Annotated in this window: 10 protein-coding genes; 7 read left to right on the forward strand and 3 right to left on the reverse strand. The window is 73.7% G+C overall.

From position 1 onward, the window contains the following. Together NWP10_RS00320 and NWP10_RS00325 are read right to left on the reverse strand one after the other, a co-directional pair. On the reverse strand, positions 1–809 hold an 809-nt coding region (locus NWP10_RS00320), incomplete at its 3' end, for a phospholipid carrier-dependent glycosyltransferase (protein WP_258299457.1). A gap of 3 nt (positions 810–812) precedes the next feature. After that, entirely contained in the window at positions 813–1,685 is an 873-nt protein-coding gene (locus NWP10_RS00325) for a hypothetical protein (protein ID WP_258299458.1), read from the reverse strand. Between the two features lie 129 nt (positions 1,686–1,814). Here NWP10_RS00325 and rsmI point away from each other — a divergent pair, with 129 nt between their 5' ends. After that, positions 1,815–2,678 (forward strand): 16S rRNA (cytidine(1402)-2'-O)-methyltransferase, encoded by an 864-nt coding sequence (rsmI, locus tag NWP10_RS00330; RefSeq protein WP_248195135.1) that lies wholly within the window; start codon positions 1,815–1,817, stop codon positions 2,676–2,678. Between the two features lie 190 nt (positions 2,679–2,868). Then, positions 2,869–4,356, forward strand: coding sequence for an NAD-dependent succinate-semialdehyde dehydrogenase (locus NWP10_RS00335; RefSeq protein WP_258299459.1), 1,488 nt, complete (start codon positions 2,869–2,871; stop codon positions 4,354–4,356). 127 nt (positions 4,357–4,483) lie between these two features. On the opposite strand, the gene NWP10_RS00340 is transcribed toward NWP10_RS00335, so the two are convergent. Next, a complete protein-coding gene (locus tag NWP10_RS00340; RefSeq protein WP_258299460.1) occupies positions 4,484–5,488 on the reverse strand; it encodes a hypothetical protein in 1,005 nt (334 codons plus the stop codon). Between the two features lie 60 nt (positions 5,489–5,548). On the opposite strand from NWP10_RS00340, the gene NWP10_RS00345 reads away from it, so the two are divergent. The 5 genes from NWP10_RS00345 (at position 5,549) to NWP10_RS00365 (ending at position 12,282) form a co-directional block, all read left to right on the forward strand. After that, positions 5,549–6,532, forward strand: coding sequence for a TatD family hydrolase (locus tag NWP10_RS00345; protein WP_258299461.1), 984 nt, complete (start codon positions 5,549–5,551; stop codon positions 6,530–6,532). A 24-nt stretch (positions 6,533–6,556) separates the two neighbouring features. Then, positions 6,557–8,377, forward strand: coding sequence for an ABC transporter ATP-binding protein (locus NWP10_RS00350; RefSeq protein WP_258299462.1), 1,821 nt, complete (start codon positions 6,557–6,559; stop codon positions 8,375–8,377). Between the two features lie 72 nt (positions 8,378–8,449). After that, the gene (rsmA, locus tag NWP10_RS00355) at positions 8,450–9,373 is read left to right on the forward strand and encodes a 16S rRNA (adenine(1518)-N(6)/adenine(1519)-N(6))-dimethyltransferase RsmA (protein ID WP_258299463.1); all 924 of its coding nucleotides are present in this window, start codon (positions 8,450–8,452) and stop codon (positions 9,371–9,373) included. Then, entirely contained in the window at positions 9,370–10,338 is a 969-nt protein-coding gene (locus NWP10_RS00360) for a 4-(cytidine 5'-diphospho)-2-C-methyl-D-erythritol kinase (RefSeq protein ID WP_248195125.1), read from the forward strand. The genes rsmA and NWP10_RS00360 overlap by 4 nt, the downstream gene beginning before the upstream one ends. Before the next feature lie 105 nt (positions 10,339–10,443). Beyond that, positions 10,444–12,282: an ABC-F family ATP-binding cassette domain-containing protein gene (locus NWP10_RS00365; RefSeq protein ID WP_258299465.1), complete on the forward strand. Its 1,839-nt coding sequence runs from the start codon at positions 10,444–10,446 to the stop codon at positions 12,280–12,282. Positions 12,283–12,361: the final 79 nt, after the last annotated feature.

Raw genomic sequence — 12,361 nt, forward strand, 5'->3', positions numbered from 1 at the left:
TCCCACAGCACGGTGAGCAGGCCGAAGGCCGCCATGAAGGCCAGGCCGGAGAGCTTCACGGCGCAGCCGGCGCCGAGCAGCACCCCGGCCAGCAGCCGCCACGGCCGCCAGCCGAGCCACGGCCCGGTGGCCAGGGCGTGGTAGCCGCGCCGGGCGACGTCGTGCGCCAGGCGCCGCGCGAGCAGCCGCCGGCCGTGGGCGCGGTCCGCCAGGAGCGCGGCGAAGGCGGCGAGGACGAAGAACGAGAGGAAGATGTCCAGCAGCCCGATTCGGGACATCACCAGGTGGTGGCCCTCCACGGCCAGCAGCAGTCCGGCGACGGCGCCCAGGGACACGGAGCGCAGCAGGTGCTGGGCGATCAGGGCGGTCAGGAGCACGGAGAGGGTGCCGGCGACGGCGGCGCTGAACCGCCAGCCCACGCCGTTGTCCGTGCCGAAGGCGAGCATGCCCAGGCCGATCAGCCACTTGCCCAAGGGCGGGTGCACCACGTATGCGGCGGACTCGAGCGGCTCCGCCTCGCCGCGGACGAAGGCGTCGTTCGCGTCGTCCTCCCAGCGGCGTTCGTAGCCGGACTGCAGTAGGGAGTAGGCGTCCTTGGGGTAGTAGGTCTCGTCGAAGATCAGCTGGTCCGGGTGCGCCAGGTTCCAGAATCGCAGGACGCCGGCGAGCCCGGTGACCAGCAGCGGCAGGATCCAGTGCCAGCGCGTCAGGGGCGCGGCGGACACGCCCAGGCGCGCCCGCAGCGCGGCCACGCCGAAGGGGCCGTCGTCGACGGCGGAGGGGCGCAGGGCGCGGGCGGTGGCGGGCACGGGTCAGCCGAGATCGAAGGGCAGGCGGCTGCGGACGGGCCGGGGGAGCAGGCCGGCTGCGCGACGGATCCGATCCTTGTGGGGACGGAGCCGGTACTTGGCCGCGGCCAGCGTGTCGACACGGCGCTCGCGCCAGGCGCGGGCGGCGCCCTTCAGCGGGCTGCGGACCCGGACGTGGTACTTGTCCAGCAGCGGCTCGGGGACGAGCTCCTGGCCGATGTGGAACCGGTCGGCGAAGCGCGCGATGCCCAGCTCCTTGTCCGGGTAGCCCGTGAAGTGCATGACGAAGGCGTCCGTCAGGGAGTCTTCGTAGTAGTGGCCGCGGGAGTTGAGCTGCCGGTGGTCCACGATGCGCACCCGGTCGGCATGGCCGCCCGTCTGGATGGTCCACCACATCTGGTCCTGGTCGCCGTTGGTGAACAGCCCGTCGCGCTCGTCGTCCCACCATCGGCGCACCTCGGACAGGTCCGCGGTCGCGGTGGACTCCACGATCGCCCGCGCGGTCTCGTCATTGCGCAGGAGCATGACGCCGGTGTTGATGCGGGACCAGAACCCGTTGGGCTCCTTCGGTCCCTCGGCGATCACGACGCTGATGCCGTCCCGCTCGGCCTCCGAGATCAGGCGGACGATGTTGTCCGCCTCGAAGTCGGTGAAGAACGCGTCGTCGTCCAGCCACACCAGCCAGTCGTAGAGCGGGAGCAGCCGGCGCAGGATCGAGACCTTGTAGTCGAACTTGGTGACGATGTGCGGGTCGATGCCCGTCTCGAGGCGGTAGTCGAGGCCGTGCTCGCGCGCGTAGACGGCGTGGTTGACGTAGGAGCGCAGGCGGATCTCGTCGCCGCCGGAGGTGAGGCAGATGCGGGGTGCGGCGGACATGGCGATACCTTCCGACGGGACGGGCGGTTGAGGTGCCGGCCGGGCGGTGGCGGCACGCTCCCCATGCTAGGCGGCGGGAGGCACGCCGTAGGCTCGGGGCGTCCGCCTCATCCGTCGAAAGGTCGTCCCATGTCCGAGGGCCGCATCGTCCTGGCCGCCACCCCCATCGGCAACCTCGGGGACGCCTCCGCGCGGCTGCGGGAGCTGCTGGCCGAGGCGGATGTGATCGCCGCCGAGGACACCCGGACCGCCCGCCGGCTGTGCCAGGGGCTGGGCGTCACCCCGCGCGGGCGGCTCGTGGCGCACCACGACCACAACGAGGCCGCCTCGGTGCAGGGCCTGCTGGAGCAGGTCCGTTCCGGCGCCACCGTGGCCGTCGTCTCGGACGCGGGCATGCCGACCGTCTCGGACCCCGGGCATCGGCTCGTGGCCGCCGCGGTGGCCGAGGGACTCGAGGTGACGTGCGCGCCCGGGGCCAGCGCCGTGACCACCGCCCTGGCCCTGTCCGGCCTGCCGACGGACCGCTTCGCCTTCGACGGCTTCATCCCGCGCAAGGACGGGGAGCGGCGTCGGTGGCTCGCCTCCCTGCTCACCGAGGGCCGCACCGTGGTCGCCTTCGAGTCCCCCCAGCGGATCGCGGACGTGCTGGCGGTCGTCGCGGACGTGCTGGGCGCCGACCGGCCGGTGGCGGTGGCCCGCGAGCTGACCAAGCTCCACGAGGAGGTGGTCCGCGGCACCGCTGCCGAGGTGAACGCCTGGGCGCGGGAGCGGGCCGCGGGGGAGGGGATCCGCGGGGAGATCGTGCTCGTGATCGGGCCGGCGTCCCCGGACGCGGCGTCCGCCGGCGGCGCCACGGAGGCGGACGCCGTCGCCGAGGTCGGCGTGCTCGTGGACTCCGGGACGCGCCTGAAGGAGGCCGTGGCCACCGTGGCCGCCGCCCACGGGCTGCGCTCGCGGACCCTGTACCAGGCGGTGCTCGACGCACGGGGGTGAAGCGGCCGGTACACAGTTCCTCACGCGCGGCGCGGCGCCGGTCTCGGTGGCTACGATCACGTGCAGGACGCGCGGCCGCGCGCGGACCGTGCCGCACCGGCACGGAATAGCGCCGCGGGCCGGGCCGTTGACCCGCAGGAGCGAGGGCATCGCCCCCGATCCGATCCGATCCACAGGAAGAGGTGCTCCCATGACCGTGACCCCCGAGCGCGAGAAGGCACTGCTGGACTCGGTCCCCACGGGACTGCTGATCGACGGTGAGTGGCGTGACGCCTCCTCCGGCAAGACCCTGGACGTGCACGACCCGGCCACCGGCAAGGTGCTGGTCTCCATCCAGGACGCGAACTCCGAGGACGCGATGGCCGCGCTCGACGCCGCCGACCGCGCACAGAAGTCCTGGGCCCTCACCGCCCCCCGCGAGCGCGCCGAGATCCTGCGCCGCGGCTTCGAGCTGATCCAGGAGCGCGCCGAGGACTTCGCCCTCCTCATGACCCTGGAGATGGGCAAGCCGCTGGCCGAGGCCCGCGGCGAGGTCGCCTACGGCAACGAGTTCCTGCGCTGGTTCTCGGAGGAGACCGTGCGCCACTACGGCCGCTACTTCACCAGCCCCGAGGGCAAGAACAAGATGCTGGTGCAGCACAAGCCGGTGGGCCCGTCCCTGCTGATCACCCCCTGGAACTTCCCGCTGGCCATGGCCACGCGCAAGGTCGGCCCGGCCATCGCCGCCGGCTGCACCATGGTCCTCAAGCCCGCCAAGCTCACCCCGCTGACCTCGCTGCTGTTCGCGCAGGTCATGCAGGAGGCCGGCCTGCCCAAGGGCGTGCTCAACGTGGTGGCCGGCTCCTCGGCCTCCGCCATCTCCGGTCCGCTCATGAAGGACCGCCGCCTGCGCAAGGTCTCCTTCACCGGCTCCACCCCGGTGGGCGTGCGCCTGATGAAGGACGCCGCCGAGAACGTGCTGCGCACCTCCATGGAGCTGGGCGGCAACGCCCCGTTCATTGTGTTCGAGGACGCGGACCTGGACGCCGCTGTCCAGGGCGCCATGGCCGCCAAGATGCGCAACATGGGCGAGGCCTGCACGGCCGCCAACCGCTTCCTGGTGCACGAGTCCGTGGCGGACGAGTTCACCAAGAAGTTCGCGGCCGCCATGGAGAAGCTCAAGCCGGTGCGCGGCACCGAGCCGGACTCCACCCTCGGCCCGATCGTGGACGAGGGCGCCCGCGAGGACATCCACGCCCTGGTGACCGAGGCCGTCGGCGCCGGCGCCGAGGTGGTCACGGGCGGCGACAAGGTCCCGGGCGACGGCTACTTCTACCAGCCGACCGTGCTGAAGGTGGAGAACGACTGCCCGATCCTCGGCCAGGAGATCTTCGGCCCCGTGGCCCCCGTGACCACGTTCGCCACCGAGGAGGAGGCCATCGACCTGGCCAACTCCTCCGAGTACGGCCTCGCCTCCTACCTGTACACCCGGGACTACAACCGCATGTTCCGCGTCTCCGAGCAGATCGAGTTTGGCCTCGTGGGCTTCAACGCCGGCGTGATCTCCAACGCCTCCGCCCCGTTCGGCGGCGTGAAGCAGTCCGGCCTGGGCCGCGAGGGCGGCGCCGAGGGCATCGAGGAGTACACCACGGTGCAGTACATCGGCATCGCCGACCCATACGCGGCCAAGAAGGACTGACCTGCCGCGCGGGCGCCTGACGCCCGATCCGGCTCGGCCCCGTCACCGTCTCGGTGGCGGGGCCGAGGCGTGCCCGGCGTCCGGCGGGGCTCCCGGGGCAGTGTCCGATGAGCCCGCCCCCGGCCCCTCAGTCGAGCGGCGTGACGGGCCGGGGTCGGGCCGGGGCGCTGCGGAGGGTGCGCAGGGTCGTCAGGACGTCACCGCGTCGGGCCTCGGCGACGGCGGAAGTCACCCTGCTCGAGGAGAGGGCGCGGGGCCCGCGGCGGACGAGGGCGGGCAGCACCCGCCGGCGGCCTGAGACCGTGCCGGCGAGGCGCAGATACGCGTCGGCCACCTTCTCCGGCGCGTGCTCCTCGACGATGGCGTCCCGCATCGACAGGGCCTTGAGAGACCGCAGCTCCGTGGCGAGCTCCTGCGCATCCGGCCACCGCCCCCGGAGGTAGCCCGCAAAGTTGTCCCGGCGCAGAACGGCCAGGTTTTCCGGGGTGACGGTGCCGCTGTACCCCAGGTGGTCGAACGCCACGACCCGACGACCGCAGGCGAGCCCCTCCAGGGCGGAGCGCCCGATCCCGAACACCAGGTCGGCGTCGTCGATCGCGTTCTCCGGATCCGGGCGGGCCGTGTCGCCGCCCAGCACCTCGAGCTCGATGCCCGCCAGCGCGCACGCCTCCCGGATCGTCCCCAGGGCCCGCCCCTGGCGGTTCGACAGGAAGACCGCCTTCCGCACCACGGGGGCAGGTGGGGTGCGGGGGCGGAACCGGTCGACGTCGATGGGATTCCGGATGATCGTCGACCGCCAGGGGATGTGGCCGGCTACGTACTCGGACACGGCCGCATACGCGTCGGCGCCCGGCCGCGCCCATTCCTCCGCCGGCACCACACCGTGGGAGGTCATGATCCTGGTGCGGATGCGTGTGTGGCGCAGGTCCACCATGCAGGGGCCGTGGTTGACCAGCGCGAGGTCGTACGTCGCGCCGGGGTCGAACGGGACGTACTCCGGCGGAAGCTCGCCCGCGCGATGCGAGTGGACGTGCACCTCGTGCTCCGTCGCGAGCGCCCCGTGCATGGTCCGGACCCAGGACTGGGTGCCGCCGGGGTAGGCGAATCCCGCATTCGTCAACAGGATCTTCATGGCCTCGATGTAACCACAGGCCGGAGCGCCCCACACAGGACGCCCCCTAATGTGGAGGCCATGCCCGCCGAGCCCCACGTCGACCAGCCCGCCGCCCTCGCCCCCGAGGCCTACCGCGCCCCGGAGGCCGCCGCGCCCGCGGACGACGACGAGGCGGGCCCCCGCCGCGACGCGCGGGAGGAGAAGTCGGGCCGGAGGCGCCGCCTTGAGTTCCCCCCGGCGCCCGAGCCGCTGCCGGTGCCCGTGGTGGACAACCACACGCACCTGGACTTCCGCGACGGGCTGGTCCGCGTGGACGTGCACCAGGCCATGGACGCGGCCGAGGCGCTCGGCGTCGTGGGCGCCGTCCAGGTGGGCTGCGACGTCGACTCGGCCCGTTTCACCATCCAGGCGATCGAGGCCGAGCCGCGCCTGCTCGGCGCGGTGGCCCTGCACCCCAACGACGCCGCGCGCCTCGCCGAGCGGGGCGCGTTCGAGGAGGCGTTCGCCGTCATCGAGGAGCTGGCCGCCCACCCGCGGGTGCGCGCCGTGGGGGAGACCGGCCTGGACTACTACCGCACGCGCGAGGAGGCGGGGCACGCCGCCCAGCACGAGTCCTTCCGCCGCCATATCCGCCTCGCCCGCGAGCTCGGCAAGGCGCTGCAGATCCACGACCGCGACGCCCACGACGACGTGGTCCGCATCCTGCTCGAGGAGGAGGCCGCCGGCGGCCTGCCCCCGCACGTGGTGTTCCACTGCTTCTCCGGCGGCCCGGACCTGGCCCGCACCTGCGCCGAGCACGGCTGGCTGATGTCCTTCGCCGGGCCCGTCACGTTCAAGGCCAACGACGAGCTGCGCGAGGCCCTGCGAATCGCCCCGGCCGAGCTGCTGCTCGTGGAGACGGACGCGCCCTTCCTCACGCCGCATCCGTATCGGGGCCGCCCCAACGCGCCCTACCTGGTCCCGCTGACCCTGCGGGGCATGGCGGAGACGCGGGGAGACGACGTGGCGGCCCTCGCCCGTGCGGTGAGCGAGAACACCGCCCGGGTGTACGGCTCGTTCTAAGCCGATCCAGACCAGGCCCCTAGGATGGGCGACGTGCTGACCCGACTCCTCAAAGCCCGGCTGCCCGAGGGAACGCAGTACCTGGTGGACCGCCCCATGCGGATCCGCCTCGTGTTCGTGGTCCTCGGATCCGTCCTCGTGGCCGGCCTCGAGATGGTGGCGCTCGCCTCGATCCTCCCGCTGGTCAGCCTGCTGACCTCGGGGGAGCTGGGCTCGCCGGCGCTGGAAGGGCTGCTGGCCCGGTTCGGGGCCGTGACGGTGCCGGAGCAGACGGTGGCCTTCGCCGTCGTGATCGTGCTGGCCTTCCTGCTCAAGGCGATCCTGGTGCTCGCGTTCCGCTGGTGGACCATGGGCTTCACCAATCAGAACCTCATCCGCACGTCCGCCACGCTGCTGCGCTACTACCTGCGGGCCGACTACGGCCTGCACCTGACGCGCACGGTGGGCACGCTGGTGAACAACGTCACCGGCACCTCCAGCATGGCGTACACGGGCGTGGTGAACGCGTCCGTCACGTTCCTCACGGAGGCCGTGACGCTCGTCGCGGTGGCGGTCGTGGTGGGTGTCTCCATGCCGCTGACGGGGCTCGGGATGGCCCTGTACTTCCTCGCCGTCGCCTGGGTGATCAAGGCCGTCATCCGCCGCCCGGCCTCGCGTCTGGGCTGGACCCTGGTGACCACGGGGGAGCGGGCCAACACCGCGGCGCTGCAGGGCCTGGAGAACTACAAGGACGTGAAGATCCGCGGCAACGACTCGGCCTTCATGGAGGAGTACCGGGCCGCCCGCGCGGAGAGCGCCGCAGCCACGCGGCTCAAGATGATCCTCACGATGATGCCGCGCTACGTGCTCGAGGTCGCCTTCGTGGCCGCCATCGCGGCGCTCGTGGCCGTGGCCTTCATCCAGGGTCGCGGCGGGGAGGCGTTCGGCTCGCTCGCGCTGCTCGCGATGGCCGGCTTCCGCGTGCTGCCGTCCATGGCCGCGCTCATGGCCACCACCAACGAGATCCGCACCTCCTGGCCGGCCTTCGAGCGCACGACGGCGGAGCTCGCCGCCGCACAGCCGGTTCTGCAGGCCGCGGACCGGCCCTACGAGCGCCTCGCATTCAAGGAGTCCATCGAGGTGCGGGACGCGTCCTTCACCTACCCGGGCAAGACGGAGCCCGTCCTGCGCGACATCGACCTCACGGTCCCGTTCGGTTCTTCGTACGCGTTCGTGGGTGGCAGCGGTGCCGGCAAGACCACGCTGGTGGACCTGCTCATCGGCTTCCACCACGCCCAGAGCGGCGGCGTGTTCGTGGACGGGGTGGAGCTCGAGGCCAACCCGCGGGGCTGGTGGGACAACGTGGCGTTCGTGCCGCAGTCCGTCACCGTGGTGAACGGCACCGTCCTGCACAACGTGGTGCTGGACCTGGAGGCGGCCGAGACCGCGGACCGTGCCGCCGTGGAGCAGGTGCTGCGGGACGCGCAGCTGGGCGAGTGGCTGGACGCCCTCCCCGAGGGGCTGGACACGGTGGTCGGCGAGGGCGCCGTGGGCGTCTCCGGCGGCCAGCGGCAGCGGCTCGGCATCGCCCGGGCGCTCTACCGGCGCCCGCGGCTGCTCGTGCTGGACGAGGCGACTTCGGCCCTGGACAACCTGACGGAGCGCCGCGTCACCGAGGTGATCGAGTCGCTCAAGGGACGGATCACCGTGCTCGTGGTGGCGCACCGTCTCTCCACCGTGAAGCACTGCGACCAGATCGTCCTGATGGACCAGGGCCGGATCATCGGCCAGGGGACCTTCCGCGGGCTGCAGGAGACCAGCCCGGAGTTCCAGGAGCTCGTGCGGCTCGGCGACCTCTCGGCCTGAGAGCCCACGCCCCGAGCACGGTGCGGGCCTGCCCGCCCTATCGCGTCCGCCGCCCCCGATAGACTCGCCCGCATGGTCCCCACCCCCGACGCCCCAGCCCCCGCCCCGCTCCTGAGCGCCGCGGACGTGCGGCGCATCGCGGCCGAGCTGGACCTGCGCCCCACCAAGCAGTGGGGCCAGAACTTCGTGATCGACCCCAACACCATCCGTCGGATCGTGCAGGCCGCCGGCGTAGGGCCGGACGAGCACGTCCTGGAGATCGGTCCCGGCCTCGGCTCCCTCACCCTCGGCCTGCTGGACGCGGCCGCCGCCGTCACGGCGGTGGAGATCGACCCCGTGACCGCCGAACGGCTGCCGCAGACCGTCCAGGAGTTCCGCCCCGCGTCCGCGGACGCGCTGGCGGTGCTCCACGCGGACGCCCTGCGCATGACGACTGCGGACCTGGACGCCGTCCGCCCCGCCGCCGCCCCGGGAGGGCCCACCGCCCTCGTGGCCAACCTGCCCTACAACGTGGCCGTGCCCGTGCTCCTGCACGCGCTCGCCGAGCTCCCCGGACTGCGGCACGGCCTGGTCATGGTGCAGGAGGAGGTGGCGGACCGCCTCGCCGCCGGCCCCGGCTCCCGCGTGTACGGCGTGCCCTCGGCCAAGGCGGCCTGGTACGCGCAGGTGGACAAGGCCGGCACCATCGGCACCCAGGTGTTCTGGCCCGCCCCGCGCATCCACTCCGGGCTCGTCGCCTTCACCCGCCGCGAGCCGCCGACCTCCGCCGTGTCCCGCGCCGAGACCTTCGCGGTGGTGGACGCCGCCTTCGCCCAGCGGCGCAAGACCCTGCGCGCCGCCCTCGCCGGCTGGGCCGGCTCCCCGCAGGCCGCGGAGGACGCCCTCGTGGCCGCCGGGGTGGACCCCCGCGCCCGCGGCGAGGCCCTGGGCATCGAGGCCTTCGCCCGCATCGCCGAGCACGGCCCGCGCCGCGCGGCCGGGGAGGGCTCGGCATGAGCGAGGCCCGCGCCGGACTTTCCGGCACCGCCCGGCACGTCACCGTGAGCGCCCCCGGCAAGGTGAACCTCTCGCTGCGCGTGGGCCCGCCCGGCGCGGACGGCTACCACCCCGTGGCCACCGTCTACCTGGCCGTCAGCCTGCGGGAGACCGTCACCGCCATCGCGCGCACGGACGGCCGCGTGACCGTGGGCCCCTGCCCTCGGCAGGTCAGCCTCGTGGACGCCCACGACGTCCCGTGGGACGAGCGCAACCTCGCCCACCGGGCCGCCGTCCACCTGCGCACCACGCTCGGCCTGGACGAGGCGACGCACGGCGTCCACCTGGACGTGGCCAAGCAGGTGCCCGTGGCCGGAGGCATGGGCGGCGGGTCCGCCGACGCCGCCGCCGCGCTGCTGGCCTGCAGCGTGCTCTGGGAGACCGGCCACACCCGCTCCGAGCTCGCAGAGCTCGCCGCCCCGCTCGGCGCGGACGTGCCCTTCGCCGTGCTCGGCGGGGCCGCCGTCGGGCTCGGCACCGGCGCCGAGCTGACCCCCGTGGCTGCGCGCACCCCCGTGCACCTCGTGCTCGTGCCGGCGGACGCCGGGCTGTCCACGCCGGTGGTGTTCGGCACCCTGGACGAGCTCCGCCGGGACGGCCACGTCCCCGAGGGCCCGGCCCACCCGGAGGTGAACCAGGAGGTGGTCCGCGCGCTCACCGCCGCCGACCCGCTGGCCCTCGCCACCGCCATGGACAACGACCTGCAGACCCCCGCCGTCGCGCTGTTCCCGGACCTCGGAGACGTCCTGGACCTCGGCCTGGACGAGGGCGCCCTGCGCGGCATGGTCTCCGGCTCCGGCCCCACCCTGCTCTTCGTGGTGCCGGACGAGCACTCCGCCCTCAGCCTGGCCACGGCAGTGGAGGAGCGCACGGGCGTGCGCGCCCTGCCCGTGCACGGCCCGGTGGCCGGCGCGCACGTCCTCTGAGGCCCGGCCGCCCCCGTCGGCGGCCCGCCCGCACCCCCTCTCCCCGCCACCCCGTCCGTCAGCTCCCCGTCCGTCAGCCCCCGTCCCGGAAGGACACCCCGCCCCATGGCCCACCTGCTCGGCGCCGAGAACATCGGCATCGCCTTCGGCACCCGCACCGTCCTCGAGGGGCTGTCCCTCGGCGTGGACGAGGGGGACCGGATCGGCCTGGTCGGCCGCAACGGCGACGGCAAGTCCACCCTCATGCGGATCCTCGCCGGGCTCCAGGAGCCGGACACCGGGCGGGTCACCCGCCGCGGCGGCGTCCGCGTCGGCGTGCTCGACCAGCAGGACCGGCTCGACCCGACGCACACCGTGCGCCAGGCCGTGGTGGGGGACGTCGAGGACCACGTGTGGGCCTCCGACCCCAAGGTCCGGGACGTGCTCGGCGGCCTGCTGGACGGCCTGGACCTCGAGCAGACGGTGGAGGGGCTCTCCGGCGGCCAGCGGCGCCGCGTCGCCCTGGCCCGCCTGCTCGCCGGGGACGACGACGTCCTGTTCCTGGACGAGCCCACCAACCACCTGGACGTGGAGGGCGTCGCCTGGCTGGCCCGGCATCTGAAGGACCGCTGGCGGCCCACGGACGGCGGCCTCGTGGTGGTCACCCACGACCGCTGGTTCCTGGACGAGGTCTGCACCCGCACCTGGGAGGTCCACGACGCCACCGTGGACCCCTTCGACGGCGGCTACGCGGCCTGGATCCTCGCCCGCGCCGAGCGCGCCCGGCAGGCGGCCGTGGTGGAGCAGAAGCGCCAGCAGCTCATGAAGAAGGAGCTGGCGTGGCTGCGCCGCGGGGCCCCAGCGCGCACCTCGAAGCCGAAGTTCCGCATCGAGGCGGCCAACGCGATCATCGCGGACGTGCCCGAGCCCCGCGACTCCGTGTCCCTGGCCAAGACCGCCACCGCGCGCCTCGGCAAGGACGTGCTGGACCTCGAGCACGTCGGCCTGTCCCTGGGGGAGAAGCGGATCCTCGACGACGTCACCCTCCGCCTCGCCCCGGGCGAGCGCCTCGGCGTGGTGGGTGTCAACGGCGCCGGCAAGTCCACCCTGCTGCGCCTGCTCGACGGGCGCCTCGAGCCGGACTCCGGCCGCGTCAAGCGCGGCAAGACCGTGGTGACCGCGACCCTCACCCAGGACGTGAAGGAGCTGGACGAGGTGGCCCACCTGCGGGTCGCCGAGGTGATGGCCCGGGAGGGCTCCGCCTTCCAGGTGGGGGACAAGGAGATGTCCGCCGGCCAGCTGCTGGAGATGCTCGGCTTCGGCACGTCCCGGCAGTGGACTCAGGTCTCCGAGCTCTCGGGCGGCGAGCGCCGGCGCCTGCAGTTGCTGCGCCTGCTCGTGGGCGAGCCCAACGTCCTCATGCTCGACGAGCCGACCAACGACCTGGACACGGACACCCTGGCCGCGGTGGAGGACGTCCTGGACGGCTGGCCCGGCACCCTCGTGGTGGTCTCGCACGACCGCTACCTGCTCGAGCGCGTCACCGACCACCAGGTGGCCCTGCTCGGAGACGGGAAGGTGCGCGGCCTGCCCGGCGGCGTGGACCAGTACCTCGAGCTGCGGGCCGCCATGGACGCGGCGGGCGCCTCCGGCGGCGGGTTCCTCGACGGCGCCGCCCCGGGTCGCGACGGCGGTGCGGGATCCGGTGCCGCCGGTGCGGCCGCGCCGGAGGCGGGGCCGAGCGAGGCGGAGCGCCGCCAGGCGCGCAAGGACATGGCCCGGCTCGAGAAGCAGATGGACCGGCTCCGCGAGCAGCGGGCCGGGCTCGAGTCCCGGATGGCCGAGCTGGGGCAGGCCCAGGACTTCGACGCGCTCACCGCCGCCACCGCGGAGCTCGCCGAGCTGGACGGTCGCCTCGATGCCGCCGAGGAGGAGTGGCTCACCGCCGCCGAGGCCGTCGGCTGACCCGGGAGCGGGTGCCCGCACAGCGAGCGGGGATGACCGTCACAGGGTCCTCTGGGTTGCGCCTATAATCAGACTGTCC

Source organism: Micrococcus sp. HG099 (genome assembly GCF_024723355.1).
Lineage (GTDB): Bacteria > Actinomycetota > Actinomycetes > Actinomycetales > Micrococcaceae > Micrococcus > Micrococcus endophyticus.